The sequence below is a fragment of the Microbacterium sp. NPDC064584 genome (genome assembly GCF_040687315.1).
In the GTDB taxonomy this organism is placed as follows: domain Bacteria; phylum Actinomycetota; class Actinomycetes; order Actinomycetales; family Microbacteriaceae; genus Microbacterium; species Microbacterium lacus.
In genome coordinates, this window is the sequence record NZ_JBFBMZ010000001.1 from 458,156 (window position 1) to 480,304 (window position 22,149).

The window sequence follows — 22,149 nt, forward strand, 5'->3', positions numbered from 1 at the left end:
GTGATCGTCGAGCATCTGAACCTCGTGGACTTCCGCAATTACGCGGAAGCCGACGTTGCTCTGGATGCCGGTCCCAACGTGTTCGTCGGCCGCAACGGCCAGGGCAAGACGAATCTGGCCGAGGCGATCGGCTTCCTCGCGACGCTCGGCTCGCACCGGGTCTCGAACGATGCGCCGATGGTGCGGGATTCCGCGGATTACGCGATCATCCGCGCGCGTCTCGCGCACGGCGAACGCCGTGTCCTGCTCGAGGCGCAGGTCAACCGGCAGGGTGCGAACAAGGCCCGCGTGAACGGCGCGGCGGTGAAGCCCGCCGAGCTCCCGAGGTACGCGCAGGTCGTGCTGTTCGCCCCGGAGGACCTGCAGATCGTGCGCGGCGATCCGTCCGCGCGTCGACGGTTCATGGACCAGCTGCTCGTGCAACGCTCACCCCGCTTCGCAGGGGTGATCGGCGATTACGACCGCGTCCTCAAGCAGCGCTCCGCACTCCTGAAATCTGCGCGCGCCCGGGGGATCCGCGGGGATCAGCTCTCGACGCTCGACGTCTGGGACGACAAACTCGTCGCGCTCGGCAGTGAACTCATCCAGGCACGGCTGGCTCTCGCCGCCGATCTCTCCGCGCCGATGACGGCGGCGTACACCGCGATCGCCGGTGCCGATCACGAGCCGCAGCTCGAGTGGGCCCTGTCGGTGCGCGGTGAGGACCCCGAAGAGCAGGACGCACAGCCCGCGCACGCCGCGCCGGCCGGTGTGATCGCAGAGCAGTTCCGCGAGGCGCTGGCCCTCCGGCGTGCGGCAGAGCTCGAACGCGGACTGACCCTGGTCGGACCCCACCGCGACGACCTGGTGCTGCGGGTGCGCGGACTCCCGGTGAAGGGCTACGCCTCGCACGGGGAATCGTGGTCCGTCGCGCTCGGGCTGCGGCTGGCTTCGGCCGAACTGCTGCGTGCCGAGTCACGGCTCGGCGATCCCGTCCTGATCCTCGATGACGTGTTCGCCGAACTGGATGCCGACCGTCGAGCGCGACTCGCCGCGCTCGCGTCGGGATTCGAACAGGTGATCGTCACCGCCGCCGTGGGCGAGGACGTCCCGGCGGGTCTTCGGGCGCGCGTCGTCCGGGTGGAGTCCGGGCGCATCCTGGAGGATCCTCATGCCTGATCCCCCCGGCGAGGGCGCGGTGCCCGAGACGATCGCGACCTATCTGCGGCTGCGTGGTCTCGAGCCGTCCGCCCGGACGTACCGCAAGAAGCGACGCCGTACGGACGATGACGAGAACGTCCCGTTCACCGCGGGGCGCGACCCGCGCGGGGTGTCCGATGTCCTCGCCGCGCTCACGCGAGAGGCGGGGTGGGACTCGCAGCTCGCGCGAGAGGATGTCGTGCGCACGTGGGACGAGGTGGCCGGCGAGGAGACCGCCCGGCACACGAATCCCGTGGCTTTCGTGGACGGCACCCTCACGGTCCAGGCCGATTCCACCGCATGGGCGAAGCAGCTTCAGATCATGCGCTCGCAGATCCTCTCCGAGATCGTGCGTCGCTTCCCCGAAGCCGGTGTCGACGGCATCCGCTTCATCGGGCCCGACGTCCCCTCCTGGAAATGGGGTCCCAGAACGACTCCAGGGCGTGGTCCGCGCGATACCTACGGGTAGGACACGTCCCGTCCCCTCGACGCGGAAAAGAACGCGCCACAGAGGCGGAGAGGCTGGTCTGAGAGCGGTTCCTTGATAGACTGGAACCGCCCCGGAACACGATGTGGAGCGCACCGAGAAGATGACGTCCGATACTGCTGACAGCTTGCCCGAGCGACCCGAAGAGGATTCCACGGAACCACTGCCAGCCGAACGGACCCACGTCGAGTACGGCGCCGACGAGATCCAGGTCCTCGAGGGGCTCGAGGCCGTGCGCAAGCGCCCCGGCATGTACATCGGCTCCACGGGGCCGCGCGGTCTGCACCATCTGGTCTACGAGATCGTCGACAACTCCGTCGATGAGGCCCTCGCCGGCTATTGCGACACGATCCTGGTGACGATCCTTCCCGACGGCGCCGTCCGCGTCGTCGACAACGGACGCGGCATCCCCGTCGATATGCACAAGACCGAGGGCAAGTCCACGGTCGAAGTCGTGCTGACCGTCCTGCACGCCGGCGGCAAGTTCGGCGGCGGCGGATACGCCGTCTCCGGCGGCCTGCACGGTGTCGGTTCCTCCGTCGTGAACGCCCTGTCGAATCGGCTCGAAGTCGAGGTCCGTCGCCAGGGCTACGTGTGGCGTCAGTCCTATCGGGGCGGCGGTGTGCCGCAGGCCCCGCTCGAGCGCGCCGAGCCCAGTGACGAGACGGGCACGACGATCACGTTCTGGCCGGATGCCGAGATCTTCGAGACCGTCGAATTCGAGTACGAGGTGCTGCGCACCCGCTTCCAGCAGATGGCTTTCCTCAACAAGGGACTGCGGATCGACCTGCGCGACGAGCGCGCGGACTCGGCGTACGAAGAGGAGATCGAGCCGGGACAGGTCGTGCTGCAGCAGCGGAACGACAGCTTCCTGTACGAGCGCGGACTCGTGGATTACGTCGAGTACCTCAACAAAGTCCGCAAGGCCGAGCACGTGAACGACGAGGTCATCGACTTCGAGTCCGAAGACACCGAGCGCAAGATCGCCCTCGAGGTCGCGATGCAGTGGACGACGAGCTACACCGAGAACGTCTTCACGTATGCGAACACGATCAACACGCATGAGGGCGGCACGCACGAAGAGGGCTTCCGTGCCGCGCTCACCACTCTCGTGAACAAGTACGCGCGCGCGAACAACCTCCTCAAGGAGAAGGACGAGAACCTCTCCGGCGACGACGTGCGCGAGGGACTCACCGCGGTGATCTCGGTCAAGCTCTCCGAACCGCAGTTCGAGGGACAGACCAAGACGAAGCTCGGCAACACGGAGGCGAAGGCGTTCGTGCAGAAGGTCGTCGGTGATCGGCTCGGCGACTGGTTCGACCGCAACCCGGTCCAGGCGAAGAACATCATCCGCAAGGCGATCGACGCCGCCACCGCGCGGCTCGCCGCCCGCAAGGCCCGCGAGACCGCGCGTCGCAAGAGCGTGTTCGAGTCCGCGGCCATGCCCGACAAGCTCAAGGACTGCACCTCGAAGGATCCCTCCATCAGCGAGATCTTCCTCGTGGAGGGCGACTCGGCCGGCGGTTCCGCGGTGCAGGGACGCGACCCGCACACGCAGGCGATCCTTGCGCTGCGCGGAAAGATCCTCAACGTCGAGCGCGCGCGGCTGGACCGCGCCCTCGGCAACCGCGAAGTGCAGGCGATGATCCAGGCCTTCGGCACGGGCATCGGCGAGGACTTCGACATCACGAAGGCGCGGTATCACAAGATCGTGCTGATGGCCGATGCCGATGTCGACGGCCAGCACATCACGACGCTCCTGCTCACGCTGCTGTTCCGCTACATGCGCGGTCTCATCGAGGCGGGCTTCGTCTACCTCGCGCAGCCGCCGCTGTACCGGATCAAGTGGTCCAACGCGCCGCACGAATACGTGTACAGCGATCGCGAACGCGATGCGCTGCTGACCGAGGGCATCGCCTCGGGCAAGCGCATCCCGAAGGACAACAGCATCCAGCGCTACAAGGGTCTCGGCGAGATGAACGCGAAGGAGCTGTGGGAGACCACGATGGATCCCGAGACGCGCACGCTCCGCCAGGTCACGATCGACGACGCGGCCGCGGCCGATGAGATCTTCACGATCCTGATGGGCGAAGACGTGGAGTCCCGCCGTGGATTCATCCAGCGCAACGCGAAGGACGTCCGGTTCCTCGACATCTAGCGCCGATCGCGGCTCGCCCCGCACTCGGCCCGACCGGACACGACGAAGACGAGAGACATGACTGACGAAGAACGTCCCGCGCACAACCACGGTCACATCGACCAGGTCGACCTCCAGTCGGAGATGCAGCGCAGCTATCTCGACTATGCGATGAGCGTGATCATCGGGCGCGCGCTGCCCGATGTCCGCGACGGCATGAAGCCGGTGCACCGCCGAGTGATCTACGCGATGTACGACGGCGGGTTCCGACCCGACAAGTCGTTCTCCAAGTGCGCCCGCGTCGTCGGTGAGGTCATGGGGCACTACCACCCGCACGGCGACACGGCGATCTACGACGCCCTCGTCCGACTCGTGCAGCCGTGGTCGCTGCGCTACCCGCTCGCGCTCGGACAGGGCAACTTCGGCTCTCCCGGCAACCAGGGCGCGGCCGCCCCTCGTTACACCGAGACGAAGATGGCTCCCCTCGCGCTCGAAATGGTGCGCGACATCGAAGAGGAGACCGTCGACTTCCAGGACAACTACGACGGTCAGACCCAGGAGCCGGTCGTCCTGCCGGCGCGCTTCCCGAACCTGCTCGTGAACGGCTCGGTCGGCATCGCGGTCGGTATGGCCACGAACATCCCGCCGCACAACCTGCGCGAGGTCTCCGCCGGAGCCCTCTGGGCGCTCGAGAACCCCGACGCCACCCGTGACGAGCTGCTCGAGGCGCTCATGGAGCGCATCCCCGGGCCCGACTTCCCGACCCACGCGCAGATCCTCGGAACGCGCGGCATCCGCGACGCGTACCGCACCGGCCGCGGTTCGATCACGATGCGCGCCGTGGTCAACGTCGAAGAGATCCAGGGCCGTACGTGCCTGGTGATCACCGAGCTGCCGTACCAGGTCAATCCCGACAACGTCGCGGTCAAGATCAGCGACCTCGCGCGCGAGGGCAAGATCACCGGAATCGCCGACATCCGCGACGAGACCTCGGATCGCACGGGCCAGCGCCTCGTGATCGTCCTGAAGCGGGATGCCGTCGCCAAGGTCGTGCTGAACAACCTCTACAAGCACACCCAGCTCCAGGAGAACTTCGGCGCGAACATGCTCGCGATCGTCGACGGCGTGCCGCGCACGCTGCCGCTCGACGGCTTCATCACGCACTGGATCGACCACCAGATCGACGTGATCGTCCGCCGCACGCAGTTCCGGCTCCGCAAGGCCGAAGAGCGCATGCACATCCTGCGCGGCTACCTCAAGGCGCTCGACGCGCTGGACGAGGTCATCGCCCTCATCCGCCGGTCGGCGACGGTCGACGATGCGCGCGAGGGCCTGAAGACGCTCCTGGACATCGACGACATCCAGGCCGATGCGATCCTCACGATGCAGTTGCGGCGCCTCGCCGCGCTCGAGCGCCAGAAGATCATGGACGAGGCGGCCGAACTCGAGCTGCAGATCGCCGATTTCAAGGCGATCCTCGCCGACCCGATCCGCCAGCGCGGCATCATCCGCGAAGAGCTCACCACGATCGTGGACCGCTTCGGCGATGACCGTCGCACGCAGATCCTGCACGGATTCGACGGCGACATGTCGGTCGAGGACCTCATCCCCGAAGAGGAGATGGTCGTCACCGTCACGCGCGAGGGATACATCAAGCGCACCCGCAGCGACAATTACCGCCAGCAGCACCGCGGTGGGCGCGGAGTCAAGGGCGCGCAGCTGCGCGCCGACGACGTCGTCGAGCACTTCTTCGTCACGACGACCCATCATTGGCTGCTGTTCTTCACCACGAAGGGCCGCGTCTACCGGGCGAAGGCATACGAAGTGCCCGAAGCCGGTCGCGACGCGAAGGGGCAGCACGTCGCGAACCTGCTCGCGCTGCAGCCGGGCGAGGAGATCGCGCAGATCCTCGACATCCGCGACTACTCCGTCGCGACCTACCTCGTGCTCGCCACCCGCAGCGGGCTCGTGAAGAAGACGCGCCTGACCGAGTACGACACGAACCGTCAGGGCGGTGTCATCGCGATCAAGCTCCGCGGGCAGGACGAAGAGGACGGCGACGAACTCGTCAGCGCCCTGCTGGTCGATGAGGGTGACGACATCCTGCTCATCAGCCGCCTGGGCATGTCGCTCCGCTTCACCGCGAGCGATGACTCGCTGCGTCCGATGGGACGCTCGACGGAGGGCGTGAAGGGCATGTCCTTCCGCGCCGGCGACAGCCTGCTGTCGGCATCCGTCGCCAGAGAGGGTGCGTACGTGTTCGTCGTGACCGACGGCGGCTACGCCAAGCGCACCGACATCGCGCAGTACCGCGGCCAGAGCCGCGGCGGACTGGGCATCAAGGTCGCGCGTCTGAGCGATGACCGGGGCGTCCTCGCGGGTGGTCTCATGGTCGCGGAGGACGACGAGGTCTTGGTGGTTCTTGCCAGCGGCAAGGTGGTACGCTCTGCCGTGGCCGAGGTCCCTGCGAAGGGACGCGACACGATGGGTGTGGTCTTCGCCCGCACCGACGAGGCGGACCGCATCATCGCGATCGCCCGCAACAGCGAACGCGGCCTGACCGAAACTTCAGACGCAGCAGAATCAGACGCAGCGACAGCAGAGGCGCCCGACACCGAGCAGCAGGACGCCGGATCGGCCACAGCAGCGGCCTCGCCCGAGATCCCCGAAGAGAGTACTGACGCATGAGCACGGTAGCCGACAAGCTCGCAAAGAAGTCCAGTTCCAAGACCAGCGCCAAGCAGGTGCGCCTGCGCCTGGTCTACGTGGACTTCTGGTCCGCGGTCAAGCTGTCCTTCCTCGCCGCGGTCGCGCTCGCGATCGTCACCGTGGTCAGCTTCTTCCTGGTCTACCTGATCGTCCAGACCACCGGACTCATCGGCAAGGTCGACGAGTTCTTCCAGAGCTTCTCGGACGGCGGCGTGTCGATCGAGACGTTCATCGGTCTGCCGCAGGTCATGGGCTTCGCCGCGATCGTGGCGATCCTGAACCTCGTCGTCGTGACCGTCCTCGGCGCCGTGATCGCGGGGATCTACAACCTCGCCGTGAAGGTGACCGGCGGCCTGCTGGTCGGGTTCACCTCGAACTGACGGTCACACCATCCCGGTGGTCCCCAGCAGACTGCCGATCAACCAGGTCACGGCCAGGGCCAGCCCGCCGCCGACGACCAGACGCAGCGTCGCCCGCGCTTTACCACTTCCACCCAGGTGCGCCGAGACCGTTCCGGTGATCGCCAGGGCGACGAGCACGGCGACGAAGGTCAACGGGATCTTCAGCGCCGGTGGCAGCAGCAGGATCGTCAGCAGAGGCAGCAGCGCGCCGAGCGTGAACGCGACCGCGGAAGAAAGCGCCGCCTGCCACGGGCTCACGAGATCGTCCTGATCGATGTGGAGCTCGACCTCGAGGTGCGCCGCGAGGGCGTCGTGCGCGGTGAGTTCGACCGCGACCTGGTGTGCCGTCGCCTCACTCAATCCGCGCGCGCGGTAGAGCTCGGCGAGTTCGGCCAGCTCCTCGTCGGGCATCTCCCGCAGCTCCCGCGTCTCCTTCGCGATGAGTGCCCGCTCACTGTCGCGCTGGCTGCTCACCGAGACATACTCGCCGAGCGCCATCGAGATCGCGCCGCCGACGAGTCCGGCGATGCCCGCGATGAGGAGCGCGGGGGTGTCGGTCGTCGCGCCGGCGACGCCGACCACGAGAGAGGCGACCGAGACGATGCCGTCGTTCGCACCGAGCACCCCGGCGCGCAGCCAGTTCAGGCGCTGGCCGATTCCACCGGAGTGCGCTTCGCCGACGTGCGGTGCGGGTTCGGAACTCATGACCTCAGTCAACTCCCTCCGCCTTGTTCGCGCACCTCGGCCGGCCGTGAGTATGGATTCGTGAATTGCCGATCGTTCGGGTAAAGTCTTGGAGGTTGACGGCGCTCGCGCCGCACGTAATCGGGGGTATAGCTCAGGCGGTTAGAGCGCTTCACTGATAATGAAGAGGTCCCAGGTTCAAGTCCTGGTACCCCCACAACACCAGCCCCGGGGCCTTAGCTCAGTTGGTAGAGCGCCTGCTTTGCAAGCAGGATGTCAGGAGTTCGAATCTCCTAGGCTCCACGAAAGTGCAGACGAAGCGCCGGCCCTCGGGCCGGCGCTTCTCGCTTTCCGTTCAGCCGACGTTCTCGGGGTCGCCGCCCAGCGGTCCGATCGGGACGATCGGACCGCCGTCGTCGGCCCCCGTGCGTCGGGCCCGCGCGATCGCGTTGCCCACGTGATAGATCACGAGCGCCGCGACCGTGCCCAGCACGATCGCGCCGAAGCTCAGGGCGCCGAGGTTCATCGTGAACCCGGCGATCGCGATCACGAACGAGACCGCAACGGTGTACTGGTTCACCGGACGCGAGAAGTCGACCTGGTTGTCGACCCAGATCTTGATCCCGATCACGCCGATCAGCCCGTAGAGCGCCGTCGTCACACCACCCAGCACGCCGGCGGGCATGGCGAAGATCACCGCCCCCACTTTGGGTGAGAACGCCAGCAGCACCGCGAACGTGCCGGCCACCCAGTACGCCGCGGTCGAGTAGACGCGCGTCGCAGCCATCACGCCGATGTTCTCGCCGTACGTGGTCGTGCCGGAGCCGCCGAAGAAACCCGCGATCGTCGTCGCCAGCCCGTCCGCGAGCAGCGCCCGTCCGGTGCGCGCGTTCACCGACGGATCCGCGGTCATCGTCGCCACCCCGCGGACGTGCCCGACGTTCTCGGCCACGAGCACGAGGATCACCGGAAGGAACATCGGCAGGAAGCTCCACGCCACCGGGTCGCCGAACGCCGGCAGGTGGAATTCGGGCAGGCCGATCCACGCCGCGCTCTCCACTCCCGAGAAGTCGACGCGGCCGAGCACCGCCGCGACGACGTACCCGAACACGACCCCCACGAAGATGGAGATGCGTCCGAGGAATCCGCGGAACAGCACCGCGAACAGGATGCAGGCCGCGAGCGTGATCGTGCCGAGCAGCGCGTCCTGCTGGAAGTTCTGCCACGCTACCGGCGCCAGGTTCAGCCCGATGAGCGCGACGATGGCTCCGGAGACGACCGGCGGCATGAGCCGCTCGATCCACCGGGTTCCGGTGGCCTGCACGATGAATCCCACGCCGGCCAGGAGCACACCGGTGATGAACACGCCGAGCAGCGCCCGGCTGATCTGCTCGGGCGAGTCCAGGGGCGCCCCGTCGCCCGGACCGAGCGCGAGGATCGGTGCGATGAACGCGAACGACGATCCCAGATAGCTGGGCAGGCGGTTTCCGGTGAGCACGAGGAAGAGGATCGTCCCGAGACCCGAGAACAGCAGGGTCGTCGAGACCGGGAACCCGGTCAGCAGCGGCACGAGGAACGTCGCGCCGAACATCGCGACCACGTGCTGCGCCCCGATCGCGATCGTCGCGGGCCACGCGAGACGCTCGGCGGGCTTGACGACGGCGCCCGGTGCGACGGAGCGCCCGTCGCCATGAGTGGTCCAGATCGGCACGTGTCTCTCCTCGGCGCATCGCGAATGGGTCACGTCAGACTAACCGGGCACGACCCCTCGATAGAGTCGGGACATGGATCTGCGGGTGGCGGCCTACGCCGTCATCGTGGATGCCGATGATCGCATCCTCCTCGCACACTGGAACGAGGGTCGCCGCGCAGCATGGACCCTGCCGGGCGGGGGTCTGGAGGCCGGCGAAGATCCCGAGCACGCGGCGCGCCGCGAGGTGCGCGAGGAGACGGGCTATCGCGCGGCGATCGGCGAGCTGCTCGGCATCCATTCGCGGGTGATCCCCGCCACCCGACGACTCGCGACCGATGCGACCGGTCCCCTTCATGCGCTGCGGATCGTCTACCGGGCCAAGATCGTGGGCGGACGCCTGCGCCACGAGATCGGCGGCTCCACCGATCGGGCCGAGTGGTTCCCCCTGTCGGCCGTCGGAGGACTGCAGCGTGTGAAACTCGTGGACATCGCCCTCAAGATGTCCGCCGACGGATGACCGCGAGTCAGTCGATCGACTGGGAGATGTCGGCGACGACCGCCCCGTAGGCGGCGATGAGGTCATCGGCCTGCACGAACATGCTGTAGCCGTGGGCGCCGGCGCCCACGGCGATCCGCTCGCCGACGATGCGCTCATCGGCGAACACCGGCCAGTCCGTCGAGCTGCCGACGGGAACGATCGTCCCCCGCTCATAGCCTGTCGCGGCCAGCGCGCGAGCGGGATCAGGCAGTTGCAGCTTGTTGACGCCCACGACCGCGCGCAGCTTCGGCCACGAGATGGACCGGTCGCCGGGGATGAGGGCGAACAGATACGTGTCATCGCTGCGCTTCACGACGAGCGTCTTCACGATCGACGCGGGCGGGATGCCGAGCAGCGCCGCCGCCTCCACCAGGCTCTCGGCCGCCGGGCGCTCGCGCAGCTCCACGTCGAGTCCTCGCTCGGCGGCGGCATCGCGCACGCGCGCGACGGGATCGATCGCATCGGTCATCCCGCCAGGCTACCGACACGAAGACCCCCGCCGGCGGCGGGGGTCTTCGTCACGACATCGAGGTGCGCTCAGGCGTCGGGTGCACGCAGCGGGTCATCGGCCACCCACAGCTCGTCGTCCGCGCGGAGGGTCTGCCATGCGGCGTAGAGCACGCCGACCGCGGCTGCGACGCCGAGGACGATCGCGATCACGCCACCCGCACCGATCCCCTGCTTGGGCGGGTCGAGGACGGTGAGCTTCGAGGCGATCTTCTTCGTCGCCTTGGCGCCGTACTTGTCGGCCTTCTTCGCGTAGGCGGCGGCATCCGGCAGCTGGAAACCCTTACCGGCGGCCAGACGCGACCGGGTGTCGTTCGCCGCGTCCCAGACCGACAGCGCCGAACCGACGACGGCACCCGCGGTGGGCACGACCTTGTCGGAGAGCACCTGCTTGGAGAACTGCTTGCTCTTGTCGACGCCGGCCTGGACGCCCGGGATCAGCTGCTCGCGGTTGAAGTTGCCGAGCTGGCGGCCGGCTTCACGGGCGATGCCGGCTGCTTCGCTGACGAGGACCTGCTGCGACTCCCACAGGTTGTTCGCCTGCGCCTGGAGCTTGCGGAGTTCCTTCTTGCGCTTGCGGTTGAGGCTCACGATTGCCCTCCCAAAGGCCGGGGGTAGTAGTCGTCCTATCTTGCCAGACGGTCGCGCAGACGGCAGGTTCTCGCACAACTCTGAAAGAATGATTGACATGCCTCAGCACACTGCAGTAGCGACTTTGCACACCAACTACGGCGACATCGTCGTGAACCTCTTCGGCGACCACGCGCCCCAGACCGTCCAGAACTTCGTCGGCCTCGCCGACGGCTCGAAGGCGTGGACCGACCCCGCGACCGGAAAGCCGGGTGACGAACCGCTCTACAAGGACGTCGTCTTCCACCGCATCATCTCGGGCTTCATGATCCAGGGCGGAGACCCGCTCGGGCAGGGCACCGGCGGACCCGGGTACAACTTCAACGACGAGATCAACGGCGAGCTCACCTTCACCGCGCCCTACAAGCTCGCCATGGCCAACGCCGGCCTCCGCCGCAACGCGATCACCGGGCGGCCCGAGGGCACGAACGGCTCGCAGTTCTTCATCACGGTGCCCGGCCAGGGCGGTCGCGGTCCCGAGTGGCTGCAGGGCAAGCACACGATCTTCGGCGAGGTCGCCGACGACGCGTCCAAGGCCGTCGTCGACACGATCAGCGACGTGCCCACGGCGGCGGGCGACCGGCCGATCGAGCCGGTGGTCATCCAGTCCATCGACGTCGTCTCGGTCTAGGACCCCGCCCGCGTCCGTGACATCGCCCGACCTCAGCCGCAACAGCGACAACTTCTGCTACCGGCATCCCGACCGGCAGAGCTTCGTGCTGTGTCAGCGGTGCCTGCGCACGATCTGCCCCGAATGCCAGACGCAGGCCGCGGTCGGCGTGATCTGCCCGGAGTGCCTCGCCGACCAGCAGAAGGCCCAGACTCCTGCGCAGCGCAAGGCCGAGCGACGGTGGGCGCGCCCACGTGCGCTCACCGCGACGGACTCCCGTCCGCTGGTGACGTACGCGATCATCGCGATCACCGCCCTCGCCTTCCTCGTGGGTCTCATCCCCGGGGTCGGCGAGGGCGTCCGCGACACCCTCGCGTTCTGGGCGCCGTCACTGTACCCGGAGCTGACCGGCACGTTCGAGCCGTGGCGGCTGTTCACCGTCTCGCTCGTGCACGGGAGCTTCTGGCACATCGGGCTGAACATGCTCGCGCTCTGGATGATCGGGCGCAGTCTCGAACCGCTGCTCGGTCGATGGCGCTTCCTGACGCTCTACGTGCTCAGCACTCTCGGCGGGTCGGTCGCGGTCTCGCTGCTCTCGTTCACGACTCCGGTGGTCGGTGCATCCGGCGCGATCTTCGGACTGTTCGGTGCCCTCATCGTGATCGGCCGCCACATCGGGGCGAACATCGCCGGCATCGCGATCATCCTGGCGGTGAACCTCGCGATCGGCTTCATCCCCGGCTTCAACGTGTCGTGGCAGGCGCACGTGGGCGGGCTGGTGGTCGGGGCCCTCGTCGGCCTGATCTATGCGCGGACGCGTTCGATCCGGCGTCGACCCCTGCAGATCGGGCTCCTGATCGCTCTCGCGGTCGTGCTGCTCGCCCTCCTGCTCGTGCCGCCCGCGCTCTTCTTCTGACCGGAGTTATCCACAGGTTCATCCACACCTGGGGATGGAATGACACCGGTGTAATTCACAAGTGGACAGAGCTGGGGACAACCCCCGGAAATCGATGAAGCCCCGGCCGCGGCCGGGGCTTCATGGAAAGGGCGGAGGGCGGCTATCGCCAGCGGGTCGTCATGAGGAATCCGACGAACGCGATGCCGAACCCGATCACGAGGTTCCAGGCGCCGATACCCGGAATCGGGAAGTTCGAGCCGCTCAGGTAGAACACGAGCACCCAGACCAGCCCGATGAGCATGAGGCCGATCATGATCGGCTTGAACCACACCGGATTGGGTGCGAGTTCGCCTTCGCTGCGCTCCACGAGGGATTCGTCGTCTTTGCCGGGTCGTGCCATGCCGACCATCCTACCCTCCCGCCCTGCGGCGGCACCGCGGGCCGTTCTCTCGGCGAGGGGGTGCGCGCGGACTGACCTAGACTCGCCGTGTGGATGCGGCGACCGCGGTTGAGATGGGGGATCCGCCTCGCCCTCCCCGACGTCGCCGTCCCACGTTCTTCGGTGTCCTCGGCGAGATCCTGATCACCGCCGGCATCATCACGCTCCTGTACGTCGGTTGGCAGATGTGGATCGGCGACCTCATCTACGGCGCTCAGCGCAACGCCACCGGTCAGGAGCTCTCCGAAGAGTGGGCGCAGGCCGCGCCCGCGCCGACGTCGGAGCCGACCGCGTCATCGTCGGCGAGTCCCACCCCGGCTGCAGTCGAACCCGTCGTGCTCCCCGAGCCCGCGGACGGCGAGGTCTTCGGCATCATGCACATCCCGAGATTCGGCGCCGACTACCAGGTTCCGATGGCGGGCGGAGTGAGCCGACCGGTGACCCTCGATCCGATCGGCATCGGCCACTACCCGGGAACGAAGATGCCGGGGGAGGTCGGGAACTTCGCGCTCGCCGCGCACCGGACGACGTACGGCAAGCCGTTCAACCGGATCGCCGAGCTCCGCGTCGGTGACGCGATCGTCGTGGAGACGCCGGACGGGTGGTACACCTACCGGTTCCGCACCCTCGAGTACGTCACACCCACCGAGGTCGAGGTGCTCTCCCCCGTGCCCCAGGCACCGGACACCCCCGCCGGATCCCGCTACATCACGCTGACCAGCTGCAGCCCGATGTTCGCCATGACCGAGCGCATCGTGGCGTACGGCGTGTTCGATTCGTTCACCCCCCGTACGGCGGGGGCCCCGGCATCCCTCACGGAAGGCGCGACCGCCTGATGTACGCAGCCCTCTGGCACGTGCTCCCCGGACCCTGGTGGGTGCGGACGCTCATTCTGCTTCTCCTTGTCGCCGTCGTCCTGTACGGTTTGTTCTTCTTTGTCTTCCCCTGGATCAGCTCGATCGTGAACCCGCAGGAAGTGACCGTCGAATGAGCGCGACCGGTGCGTGAGCGCGGGCAGATCCTCGTCGTCGACAACCACGACAGCTTCGTGCACACCCTCGTCGGCTACTTGCGCGAACTGGGGGCGCAGACACGGTTCGTCGAGGCCGATGAGATCCCGCCGGATGCCGCCGCCACCGTGATCGCGCCCTACCGGGGGGTGCTCGTCTCGCCCGGACCCGGCACACCGGCCGATGCGGGCGCCTCGATCGCGGTCGTGCGCGCAGCGCACGACACCGGCACACCGCTCCTCGGCGTGTGCCTCGGACATCAGGCGATCGGGGCGGCGTTCGGCGCCGTCGTCGACGAGGCGCCCGACCTCATGCACGGCATGACTTCACGGGTGAGCCATGACGGCAGCGCCCTCTACGCGGGGGTGCCGAGTCCGTTCACCGTGGGACGCTATCACTCCCTCGCGATCCGGGAGGACACCCTGCCCCCGGAGCTCGCGGTCACCAGTCGCACCGAGGAGGGCGTCATCATGGGAGTCGCCCACCGCGTCGCCCCCATCGTCGGGGTGCAGTTCCACCCCGAGTCGGTGCTCACGGACGGCGGCTACCGGCTGCTCGGAAACTGGCTCGAATCGATCGGCTACGCGGATGCCGCCCGGCGGGGTTCCCGCTTGAACCCGCTTCGCCGGGCGGTCGGTCAGGTTCCGCTGCAGTAGCGCAGGGTCACTTCCGAATTCACCGGTGCCTCGCCCGGGGGGATCGACTGCGTCGTGACGATGGGCGGGTCCGTCGCCGCGCAGTTCGGGTCCGCCTCCGTGATGACGATGAGCTGGGCGTCCGGGCCCTCGAGCTCGCGGGTCGCCGCGTCGAGCGTGTAGCCGGTGACGTCGATGATCACGACGCGGCCGGTCGCGGCCACCACATTCACCGTGCTTCCCACCGGGAGCGTCGCTCCCGCCGGCTGATCGGACGAGATGATCGTGCCGGCCGCGAGCCCGGGGTCGTTGCGCGGCGTCACGGTGCCGAGCTTCAGCTTCACCGCTTCCAGGGCCGCGGCCGCGGCATCCTGCGACAGTCCTTCCAGCGTCGGAACGGTCGTCGTCTCCTGACCCGACGAGACGTACACCCGCACCTGCTGACCGGGGCTCACCGAAGAGCCCGCCACCGGATCGGTGCGGATGACGTTGCCGATCGCCACATCGGCGTTCGGCTCGTCCACACGGAACGCGGTCAGGTCGGCGTCGCCGATCTCTCCGCTCGCGCGTTCGTACGTCATGCCGGAGACGTCGGGGACGAGTCGGGCGCTGGAGGGGACCTCGCCCCCCGGGCGGATGGAGACGACCCAGAACAGCACCGAGATGAGCAGAACCGCGATGACGGCGACACCCGCCCAGATCCAGGCGACCGGGGGGCCGGCCTGCGTGCGCTTCATGGTCGTGTCGGTGCTGAGCTGACGCAACGACCTGGCGGTCTCGGCGGCCTGCTTCGGGTTCGGGCCGTACAGCTCGCTCGTGAGCGCCCCGACCGCGCGCTTGGAGGGGACCTTGCCGCCGATCGTCGCATCCAGCGCTTCACGGAACGCTGCGGCGTCCTGGTAGCGCTGGAACGGATCCTTCGCGAGCGCGCGGAGCACGACGGTGTCCATCGACCGCGGCACCGACTCGTTCGCCTCGGACGGTGCAAGAGGGGCTTCGCTCACGTGCTGATAGGCGACCGCGACGGGGGACTCGCCACGGAATGGCGGCCGTCCGACGAGGAGCTCGTACAGCACCACGCCGGCGGAGTACACGTCGGCGCGTGCGTCGACCGGCTCGCCCTTGGCCTGCTCGGGCGAGAAGTAAGCGGCCGTCCCCAGGATCGTGGTGGTCTCGGCCACCGTCGACGACGAATCGGACACCGCGCGCGCGATGCCGAAATCCATGACCTTCACCTGTCCGGAGTCGGTGACCATGACGTTGCCCGGCTTGATGTCGCGGTGCACGACGCCCGCGCGGTGGGAGTACTCCAGGGCTTCGAGGATGCCGTCGACGTAGCGCACCGCGTCGGCCACGGGCACCGCGCCCTCCGCGACGATGTCCTTGAGCAGCGCACCGTGGACGAGCTCCATCACGATGAACGGGACGGGGCGGACCGTGCCGTCGGGCGAGGTCTCGCTGTCTTCACCGGCGTCGTAGACGCGCACGATCGTCGGGTGGGCCATGCGCGAAGCGGCCTGCGCCTCGAGGCGGAACCGGGTGCGGAAGGAGTTGTCGTCGGCGAGGTCGCGGTTGAGCAGCTTGATCGCGACCGGGCGCCCGAGCGTGAGGTCGTAACCCCGGAACACGGTGGCCATGCCACCACGACCGATGAGTTCGTCGACGCGATAGCGCCCCGAAAGCACGCGCGGCTCAGTTGTCACGGTCACTCCCTGGGTATGGCTGACTCAGCCTAACCGACACGACCGGCCGCGCCCTGCGGCAGCGGCGGTCCTGCGGTGATGTGCTACGGGGTCGTCGTCGGGGCCGGTGTGGACGCGGCCTGGATCTGAGAGGTCGCCTCACCGGATGCACCCGAGTCGCGCTGACCCGCAGCGCCGCCGGAGCAGGTCACCGAGTAGGTCACGATGACGGTCGCTCCCGGATTGTTGTCGGCCAGCACCTCGCCCGCGCGCTCGTTCGGTCCGAAGGACGCCGTGGACTGGCCCGTGCTCGCGAACGTCGCGTTCGTGGCGGTGAAGTTGTAGGCGCTCACCGCTCCGGTTCCGGACGGGCACGTGTAGCCGCTCCACGACACCTGGGTGCTCGCGCCGGCCTCGACCGTCCCGGCGATCGACGGGGCGGAGGGCTGGGGCATCGCAGTCTGGTCACCGTAGAAGGTCAGGGTGAGCAGCTGGGAGGGCGGGATGTTGCCGGTCGGGCTGACGCGGTAGACCGTGTTGACCTGCTCGGCCGTGGGCGCGGGGTCTCCCGCGACGCAGTCGACGGCCTCGATTCCCGCGGCCTTCGCCTTCGCGGAGGCCTCCGTGCAGTCCATGCCCTCGAGGCCCAGACCGTCCACCGAGATCGTCGACGTCGTCGGGGTGGGCGTCGGGGTCGGCGTCGGGGTCGGTGTGCTCGAGGACGTCGTCGGATCCGGCGTCGGCTCCTGATTCGCCACGAATGCCCAGATCGTGCCGCCGAGGACGAGCAGAAGCAGGACGATGAGGGCGATGAGCGGCCAGGTCCACGGGCTGCGCTTCTTCTTCTCCTCGACACCCTCCTCCACGGCATCGGCTGCCGGGAGGATCCGGGTGGCGGCGCCGGTCGCGCCCGCCGGGGTGAGGAGCTGCGTCATGTCGTCGCCGACGGCGACGCCGGTCGCAATCGCGGGGACCGCGGCGGCCGCGGCCGCGAGATCGCCGCGACGGAGCGCCGTGGCCGCGCGGGCGACGGCGGCGGCCGATGCCGGACGGTCCTCGGGCTTCTTGGCGATCATCGCCATCACGAGGTTCTGCACCGGGACCGCGACGGTCGGCGGCAGCGGCGGAGGCTGTTCGTTGATCTGCGCCATCGCGATCGCGACCTGCGACTCGCCCGTGAAGGGCCGCTTGCCGGCGAGGCACTCGTACGCGACGATGCCGAGCGAATACGTGTCGGTGGCGGGGGATGCCGGGTGGCCGGAGGCCTGCTCCGGCGAGAGGTACTGCACCGTGCCCATCACCTGGCCGGTCGCCGTCAGCGGAACCTGGTCGGCGATGCGCGCGATCCCGAAGTCGGTGATCTTGACGCGCCCGTCGGGCGTGATGAGGAGATTGCCGGGCTTGATGTCCCGGTGCACGAGTCCCGCGGCGTGGGCGGCCTGCAGGGCGGCGGAGGTCTGCGCGACGATGTCGAGCGTCTTGTCCGTGGAGAGCGATCCGTCCCTCTCGAGGATGGTGGACAGCGCCTCGCCGGGCACGAGCTCCATCACGAGGAACGCGCTGCCCGCCTCCTCGCCGTAGTCGAAAACGCTCGCGATGCCCTCGTGGTTCACGAGTGCCGCGTGGCGGGCCTCGGCGCGGAAGCGCTCGAGGAAGCCCGGGTCGCCCATGTACTCGTCTTTGAGGATCTTGATCGCGACGGTGCGGCCGATGACGTGGTCGGTGGCCTCCCACACTTCGCCCATCCCGCCGATGGCGATCCGCGAGTCCAGCTCGTACCGGCCTCCGAAGGTCACTCCCTGCGTCGGTCTCATCGTCCCAGCACCGCCTCCATGACCTTCTTCGCGATCGGTGCCGCGATGGTGTTACCGCTGCCCGACTGACCCTGACCTCCGCCGTCTTCGACGACCACGGCCACGGCCACCTCCGGGTTCTCCGCGGGCGCGAAGCCGGTGAACCACAGCGTGTACGGTCTGCTCGCCCCGTTCTCCGCGGTGCCCGTCTTTCCGCCCACGTCGACCCCGTCTATTCTTGCACCCGAGGCTGCGCCGTCACTGACATTGGCGACCATCATCGCCGTCAGCTCGGCTGCGATGTCGGAGTCCAGGGCACGCCCGAACTCGGTGTCCTCGAAGCTCTGCTGGACCGAGAGATCCGGTCCGATCACCTGGTCGACCATCCGCGGATTCATGACGACTCCTTCGTTGGCGATTCCCGCAGAGACCATGGCCATCTGCAGGGGCGTCGCGGTGACCTGGCCTTGGCCGAATCCGGTGAGAGCGGTCTGGGGGTCATCGAGTCCCCGCGGATAGCTCGAGGCCGTCGAGGTGAGCGGCATCGAGAACTGTGCGTTGAAGCCGTACTTCTCGGCCTCCTCGCGGATCGCGGTGTCGCCGAGCAGCACCGCGAGCTCGGCGAACGGGATGTTGCAGCTCAGCCGCAGCGCGTCGGCGATCGTGACCGTGTCGCCGGGTCCGCACGCCCCGCCGCCCGCGTTGAAGACGACGCTGCTGGACTGCGGGAGCTGATACGAGCCCGGATTGGGCAGAGTGGAGGTGGGCGTGTAGTCGCCCGAGGCGAGCGCCGCCGAGGCGACCACGAGCTTGAAGGTCGACCCCGGTGGGTTGAGGTCGCCGCCGATCGCGCGGTTGAACAGCGGATGCGAGGGGTCGGCATCCAGTGCGTCGTAGGTCTCGTTCACCTCGCCGGTGTTGTGCGACGCGAGCAGGTTCGTGTCGAAGCTCGGGCTGGTGACCATCGCGAGCACGCGTCCGGTGGACGGTTCGATCGCGATGACCGCACCCTGCAGGTCGCCGAGCGCGTCGTACGCCGCACGCTGGACGGCGGCATCCAGGGTCAGCTCGACGTTGGATCCGCGCGGCGGCTGCCCGGTGAGGATGCGGTCGATGCGCGCGAGGAACTGCGAGCCGGCCGTACCGCTGAGCTCCTGGTTCATCGCCTGCTCGATGCCGGTCGCCGCGCCGAGTGCGGGATTGATGTATCCGGTCACCGGAGCCCACATGTCCCCGTCGACGTAGACGCGCTGCCACGCGTAGACGTCGTCCGACGGCACGGAGCTCGCGATCGCGGCGCCGCTGGCGATGATCGATCCGCGCTGCACTTCGTACGAGTCGTACAGCGCACGCGTGTTGCGGCTGTTCTCGGCGAGGGTCTCGGCCTGCACGACCTGGATCACGCTGGTGGAGGCGAACAGCGCGAGGAACATGAGCAGCATGAGGATGCTGAGCCGTCGGAGCTCTTTCGTCATCAGCCGATCACCACCCGGGGGCGGCTGCGGACGGCATCCGAGATGCGGAGGAGGATCGCCACGATCAGCCAGTTCGCCACGAGCGACGAGCCGCCCGCGGCGAGGAACGGAGTCGTGAGGCCGGTCAGCGGGATGAGCCGGGTCACGCCGCCGACCATGATGAACACCTGCAGCGCGATCGTGAACGACAGTCCGGTCGCCAGGAGCTTGCCGAAGTCGTCCTGCCCCGCCAGCCCGATGCGGATGCCGCGGCTGGTGAACACCATGTACAGGCACAGGATCGCGAAGACGCCGATCAGTCCGAGCTCTTCGCCGAGGCTCGGCAGGATGTAGTCGCTCTGGGACAGCGGCGTGATGTACGGCCGCCCCTGCCCGAGACCGGTGCCGATCAGTCCGCCCTGGGCCAGACCGAAGATCCCCTGCACGAGCTGGTAGCTGCCACCGGAACGGTCGATCACCTCGGGGTTGAACGCGTCGAGCCAGTTCGCGAAGCGTCCGTTCACATACGGCAGGACGCGCGAAGCGAGGAACGCGCCGCCGGCCGCGAGGACGACACCGATCACGACCCAGCTCGTCTTGCCGGTGGCGACGTACAGCATCGCCACGAACATGCCGAAGATGAGCAGACCCGTGCCGAGGTCGCGCTGCAGCACGATGATGCCGAGCGAGATGAGCCAGATCACCAGGAGCGGTCCGAGCTCGCGGGCACGCGGCCACGTCATGCCGAGGAAGCGCGTGCCCACCGATGTGAGCGACTCGCGCGTGCGGACCAGGTAGCCGGCGAAGAAGATCGCGAGCGAGATCTTGGCGAGCTCGCCCGGCTGGAACGAGAAGAACCCGAGAGAGACCCACACGTCGGCGTTCGCGTCGGTGCCGAGTCCGGGGATGATCGGAAGGATCAGCAGCGCCACACCGGCGAAGCCGAAGATGTACGTGTAGCGGAACAGGATCCGGTAGTTGCGCAGGAGCACCACGACGGCGATCGCCCCCACGATCGCGATCGCCGACCACGCCAGCTGCTTCGTCGAGTACGCGTTCCAGCCTTCGAGTCCCACGGCGATGTCGATGCGGTAGATCATCGCGATGCCGAGCCCGGTGAGGATCGTCGCGATCGGCAGGACGAAGGGATCGGCATCCGGAGCACTCAGCCGCAGCACGATGTGCATCGCCGCGACGAGCACCGTCAGGCCGCCGCAGTAGAAGAGGAAGGTCGCCTCGATCGCACCCAGCGCACCGAGCTGGACGAGAGCGATCGCCGCGCCGGTGACGACGATGGCGAAGATCAGCAGGAACAGCTCGCGGTTGCGCTGCTTCTGCGGCACGCGGATGCGCTTGAGCGCCCGGATGACCGCCGTATCGGCCGAGATCGCCTCGGTCGAGGGGCGCGCGTCGGAGGGAGCGGTCATCGCGTGGCCTCCGAGGCGGAGCGGAGTCGGTCGACGATCGCTTCGGCGTCGGCGAGCGAGCGCGCCGAGATCGTGCGCTCGACCGTCGCCCGGCTGAACGACGGCAGGTCGGCCAACAGGATCTCGGTGTCCTCGTGCGGCGTCGAGAGCGAGATCGGCCCGATGTTCTGCTGGATGCCCTGGAAGATCACCACCGTGTCGTCGTCGGCCCCGACGAAATAGCGCGTCTGGGTCCACGAGTACGCGACCGCCAGGAGCGACGCGATGAGCGCGAGGACGAGGACGAAGCCCACGATCCAGCCGATCCGACGCCGGCGAGCACGGCGGCGATCCTCCTCGATGAGCTCCTCGAGGAATTCCGCGGCCGGCTCGAAGTGACTCGGCTCGTTCGCCGCCTGGCGGTTCGGGTGCAGCCAATTGCCGCGGCCGGAGCGGGCGGCGGGCACCTCGATGCCGAGCGGATTCGACGCGGAGCCCACGATCGTGGGCGTGCCGGAGAAGAGCGGATGCTGACCCCCCACGTCCACCAGGACGATGGTGACGTTGTCCGGGGCGCCGGCATCCAGGGCCTGCTTGAGCAGATTGTCGGCCGTCCGGCCCGGGGCGAGCCCGAGCCCGAGGGCCTTCGCGGTGTGCGCGTCGTCGACGACGCCCGACAGCCCGTCCGAGCACAGCAGCCAGCGGTCGCCCGGCTGGGTGGGCATGATGAACGTGTCCAGCTCGGGGTCGGGGTCCATATCGCCGAGCACGCGCATGAGGACCGACCGGCGCGGGTGGTAGCGCGCCTCCTCCGGCGTGATGCGGCCGGAGTCGACGAGACGCTGCACGAACGTGTGGTCGGTCGTGATCTGCGTGAGCGCGTCGTCGCGGTACAGGTAGATGCGCGAGTCGCCGATGTGTGCGATCACGGCGTACTGATCCACCATGACCAGCGCGCTCACCGTCGTGCCCATGCCGGCCAGCTCGGGTTTGACGTGCACGGTCTCGATCAGTTCGGAGGCGGCATCCGCGATCGCATCACGCAGGTCGCGCTCGGCGGCGGACGTGGAATCGAACGGGTGGTCGAGGCGCTCCAGCCGCGCGATCGCCAGGCTCGAGGCGACGTCGCCGCCGGCGTGCCCACCCATCCCGTCCGCGACGGCGAACAGGTTCGAGCCGGCATAGCCGGAGTCCTGGTTGTTGGAGCGCACCTTGCCGGTGTGCGAGATCGCGACGCTCGAGCCCTGGAAGACCATA

At 68.3% G+C, this 22,149-nt stretch carries 21 protein-coding genes and 2 tRNA genes; 13 read left to right on the forward strand and 10 right to left on the reverse strand.

Annotated features, from left to right (window positions below; all coding sequences use genetic code 11):
• The 5 genes from recF to AB0P18_RS02225 all read left to right on the forward strand — a co-directional run bounded on the left by recF (nucleotide 1) and on the right by AB0P18_RS02225 (nucleotide 6,892).
• The gene (gene recF / locus AB0P18_RS02205; RefSeq protein WP_363358696.1) at nucleotides 1-1,158 is read left to right on the forward strand and encodes a DNA replication/repair protein RecF; all 1,158 of its coding nucleotides are present in this window, start codon (nucleotides 1-3) and stop codon (nucleotides 1,156-1,158) included.
• Complete coding sequence (locus tag AB0P18_RS02210) at nucleotides 1,151-1,648, forward strand: DciA family protein (RefSeq protein WP_363358697.1); 498 nt, start codon at nucleotides 1,151-1,153, stop codon at nucleotides 1,646-1,648. Before recF ends, AB0P18_RS02210 begins: the two co-directional genes overlap by 8 nt.
• Nucleotides 1,649-1,769: 121 nt before the next feature.
• Nucleotides 1,770-3,824: a DNA topoisomerase (ATP-hydrolyzing) subunit B gene (gyrB, locus tag AB0P18_RS02215; RefSeq protein WP_344055775.1), complete on the forward strand. Its 2,055-nt coding sequence runs from the start codon at nucleotides 1,770-1,772 to the stop codon at nucleotides 3,822-3,824.
• Between the two features lie 57 nt (nucleotides 3,825-3,881).
• On the forward strand, nucleotides 3,882-6,491 hold the full coding sequence (gene gyrA / locus AB0P18_RS02220) for a DNA gyrase subunit A (RefSeq protein ID WP_344050950.1): 2,610 nt from the start codon (nucleotides 3,882-3,884) through the stop codon (nucleotides 6,489-6,491).
• Complete coding sequence (locus tag AB0P18_RS02225) at nucleotides 6,488-6,892, forward strand: DUF3566 domain-containing protein (protein ID WP_344050952.1); 405 nt, start codon at nucleotides 6,488-6,490, stop codon at nucleotides 6,890-6,892. The genes gyrA and AB0P18_RS02225 overlap by 4 nt, the downstream gene beginning before the upstream one ends.
• A gap of 3 nt (nucleotides 6,893-6,895) precedes the next feature.
• On the opposite strand, the gene AB0P18_RS02230 is transcribed toward AB0P18_RS02225, so the two are convergent.
• Complete coding sequence (locus tag AB0P18_RS02230; RefSeq protein WP_363358698.1) at nucleotides 6,896-7,618, reverse strand: VIT family protein; 723 nt, start codon at nucleotides 7,616-7,618, stop codon at nucleotides 6,896-6,898.
• Between the two features lie 122 nt (nucleotides 7,619-7,740).
• On the opposite strand from AB0P18_RS02230, the gene AB0P18_RS02235 reads away from it, so the two are divergent.
• Nucleotides 7,741-7,814: transfer RNA gene (locus AB0P18_RS02235), tRNA-Ile, on the forward strand.
• 13 nt (nucleotides 7,815-7,827) lie between these two features.
• Nucleotides 7,828-7,900 (forward strand) — tRNA-Ala (locus AB0P18_RS02240).
• A gap of 52 nt (nucleotides 7,901-7,952) precedes the next feature.
• Here the strand turns inward: AB0P18_RS02240 and AB0P18_RS02245 are convergent.
• Nucleotides 7,953-9,308: a solute carrier family 23 protein gene (locus tag AB0P18_RS02245; protein WP_363358699.1), complete on the reverse strand. Its 1,356-nt coding sequence runs from the start codon at nucleotides 9,306-9,308 to the stop codon at nucleotides 7,953-7,955.
• A 73-nt stretch (nucleotides 9,309-9,381) separates the two neighbouring features.
• Here AB0P18_RS02245 and AB0P18_RS02250 point away from each other — a divergent pair, with 73 nt between their 5' ends.
• The gene (locus tag AB0P18_RS02250) at nucleotides 9,382-9,807 is read left to right on the forward strand and encodes an NUDIX hydrolase (RefSeq protein WP_344050958.1); all 426 of its coding nucleotides are present in this window, start codon (nucleotides 9,382-9,384) and stop codon (nucleotides 9,805-9,807) included.
• A gap of 7 nt (nucleotides 9,808-9,814) precedes the next feature.
• On the opposite strand, the gene AB0P18_RS02255 is transcribed toward AB0P18_RS02250, so the two are convergent.
• Nucleotides 9,815-10,297 carry a YbaK/EbsC family protein gene (locus AB0P18_RS02255; protein ID WP_363358700.1) on the reverse strand — a complete coding sequence of 161 codons (483 nt, stop codon included), beginning with the start codon at nucleotides 10,295-10,297 and terminating at the stop codon, nucleotides 9,815-9,817.
• Between the two features lie 68 nt (nucleotides 10,298-10,365).
• Nucleotides 10,366-10,926, reverse strand: coding sequence for a DNA helicase (locus AB0P18_RS02260; RefSeq protein WP_344050962.1), 561 nt, complete (start codon nucleotides 10,924-10,926; stop codon nucleotides 10,366-10,368).
• Between the two features lie 97 nt (nucleotides 10,927-11,023).
• Here AB0P18_RS02260 and AB0P18_RS02265 point away from each other — a divergent pair, with 97 nt between their 5' ends.
• Nucleotides 11,024-11,596, forward strand: coding sequence for a peptidylprolyl isomerase (locus tag AB0P18_RS02265; RefSeq protein ID WP_363358701.1), 573 nt, complete (start codon nucleotides 11,024-11,026; stop codon nucleotides 11,594-11,596).
• A gap of 16 nt (nucleotides 11,597-11,612) precedes the next feature.
• Nucleotides 11,613-12,491 (forward strand): rhomboid family intramembrane serine protease, encoded by an 879-nt coding sequence (locus AB0P18_RS02270; RefSeq protein WP_363358702.1) that lies wholly within the window; start codon nucleotides 11,613-11,615, stop codon nucleotides 12,489-12,491.
• 142 nt (nucleotides 12,492-12,633) lie between these two features.
• Here AB0P18_RS02270 and AB0P18_RS02275 read toward each other — a convergent pair whose 3' ends face one another.
• On the reverse strand, nucleotides 12,634-12,873 hold the full coding sequence (locus AB0P18_RS02275; protein ID WP_344050968.1) for a cell division protein CrgA: 240 nt from the start codon (nucleotides 12,871-12,873) through the stop codon (nucleotides 12,634-12,636).
• Nucleotides 12,874-12,962: 89 nt separating this feature from the next.
• Here AB0P18_RS02275 and AB0P18_RS02280 point away from each other — a divergent pair, with 89 nt between their 5' ends.
• Genes AB0P18_RS02280 through AB0P18_RS02290 form a run of 3 tightly spaced genes read left to right on the forward strand, consistent with a single transcriptional unit; the run spans nucleotide 12,963 to nucleotide 14,578 of the window.
• Nucleotides 12,963-13,748, forward strand: a complete 786-nt coding sequence (locus AB0P18_RS02280) for a class E sortase (RefSeq protein ID WP_363358703.1) — start codon at nucleotides 12,963-12,965, stop codon at nucleotides 13,746-13,748.
• Nucleotides 13,748-13,903: a hypothetical protein gene (locus tag AB0P18_RS02285; RefSeq protein WP_363358704.1), complete on the forward strand. Its 156-nt coding sequence runs from the start codon at nucleotides 13,748-13,750 to the stop codon at nucleotides 13,901-13,903. Before AB0P18_RS02280 ends, AB0P18_RS02285 begins: the two co-directional genes overlap by 1 nt.
• A 9-nt stretch (nucleotides 13,904-13,912) precedes the next feature.
• Nucleotides 13,913-14,578 carry a gamma-glutamyl-gamma-aminobutyrate hydrolase family protein gene (locus AB0P18_RS02290; protein WP_363358705.1) on the forward strand — a complete coding sequence of 222 codons (666 nt, stop codon included), beginning with the start codon at nucleotides 13,913-13,915 and terminating at the stop codon, nucleotides 14,576-14,578.
• Here AB0P18_RS02290 and pknB read toward each other — a convergent pair.
• From pknB to AB0P18_RS02315, 5 genes are all read right to left on the reverse strand, one after another.
• Nucleotides 14,560-16,260, reverse strand: coding sequence for a Stk1 family PASTA domain-containing Ser/Thr kinase (gene pknB / locus AB0P18_RS02295; RefSeq protein ID WP_363358706.1), 1,701 nt, complete (start codon nucleotides 16,258-16,260; stop codon nucleotides 14,560-14,562). The genes AB0P18_RS02290 and pknB overlap by 19 nt on opposite strands.
• Before the next feature lie 83 nt (nucleotides 16,261-16,343).
• The gene (locus tag AB0P18_RS02300) at nucleotides 16,344-18,053 is read right to left on the reverse strand and encodes a serine/threonine-protein kinase (protein WP_363358707.1); all 1,710 of its coding nucleotides are present in this window, start codon (nucleotides 18,051-18,053) and stop codon (nucleotides 16,344-16,346) included.
• On the reverse strand, nucleotides 18,050-19,507 hold the full coding sequence (locus AB0P18_RS02305; RefSeq protein ID WP_363358708.1) for a penicillin-binding transpeptidase domain-containing protein: 1,458 nt from the start codon (nucleotides 19,505-19,507) through the stop codon (nucleotides 18,050-18,052). Before AB0P18_RS02305 ends, AB0P18_RS02300 begins: the two co-directional genes overlap by 4 nt.
• The gene (locus AB0P18_RS02310; protein WP_344050983.1) at nucleotides 19,507-20,913 is read right to left on the reverse strand and encodes an FtsW/RodA/SpoVE family cell cycle protein; all 1,407 of its coding nucleotides are present in this window, start codon (nucleotides 20,911-20,913) and stop codon (nucleotides 19,507-19,509) included. Before AB0P18_RS02310 ends, AB0P18_RS02305 begins: the two co-directional genes overlap by 1 nt.
• Nucleotides 20,910-22,148 carry a PP2C family serine/threonine-protein phosphatase gene (locus AB0P18_RS02315; protein ID WP_344050985.1) on the reverse strand — a complete coding sequence of 413 codons (1,239 nt, stop codon included), beginning with the start codon at nucleotides 22,146-22,148 and terminating at the stop codon, nucleotides 20,910-20,912. Before AB0P18_RS02315 ends, AB0P18_RS02310 begins: the two co-directional genes overlap by 4 nt.
• Nucleotide 22,149: the final 1 nt, after the last annotated feature.

Coding starts and splice junctions, on each gene's coding strand:
- AB0P18_RS02210 (WP_363358697.1), top strand. CDS start 1,151: ATGCCTGATCCCCCCGGCGAGGGCGCGGTGCCCGAGACGATCGCGACC.
- gyrB (WP_344055775.1), top strand. CDS start 1,770: ATGACGTCCGATACTGCTGACAGCTTGCCCGAGCGACCCGAAGAGGAT.
- gyrA (WP_344050950.1), top strand. CDS start 3,882: ATGACTGACGAAGAACGTCCCGCGCACAACCACGGTCACATCGACCAG.
- AB0P18_RS02225 (WP_344050952.1), top strand. CDS start 6,488: ATGAGCACGGTAGCCGACAAGCTCGCAAAGAAGTCCAGTTCCAAGACC.
- AB0P18_RS02230 (WP_363358698.1), bottom strand. CDS start 7,618: ATGAGTTCCGAACCCGCACCGCACGTCGGCGAAGCGCACTCCGGTGGA.
- AB0P18_RS02250 (WP_344050958.1), top strand. CDS start 9,382: ATGGATCTGCGGGTGGCGGCCTACGCCGTCATCGTGGATGCCGATGAT.
- AB0P18_RS02255 (WP_363358700.1), bottom strand. CDS start 10,297: ATGACCGATGCGATCGATCCCGTCGCGCGCGTGCGCGATGCCGCCGCC.
- AB0P18_RS02265 (WP_363358701.1), top strand. CDS start 11,024: ATGCCTCAGCACACTGCAGTAGCGACTTTGCACACCAACTACGGCGAC.
- AB0P18_RS02275 (WP_344050968.1), bottom strand. CDS start 12,873: ATGGCACGACCCGGCAAAGACGACGAATCCCTCGTGGAGCGCAGCGAA.
- AB0P18_RS02285 (WP_363358704.1), top strand. CDS start 13,748: ATGTACGCAGCCCTCTGGCACGTGCTCCCCGGACCCTGGTGGGTGCGG.
- AB0P18_RS02300 (WP_363358707.1), bottom strand. CDS start 18,053: ATGAGACCGACGCAGGGAGTGACCTTCGGAGGCCGGTACGAGCTGGAC.
- AB0P18_RS02305 (WP_363358708.1), bottom strand. CDS start 19,507: ATGACGAAAGAGCTCCGACGGCTCAGCATCCTCATGCTGCTCATGTTC.
- AB0P18_RS02310 (WP_344050983.1), bottom strand. CDS start 20,913: ATGACCGCTCCCTCCGACGCGCGCCCCTCGACCGAGGCGATCTCGGCC.
- AB0P18_RS02315 (WP_344050985.1), bottom strand. CDS start 22,148: ATGGTCTTCCAGGGCTCGAGCGTCGCGATCTCGCACACCGGCAAGGTG.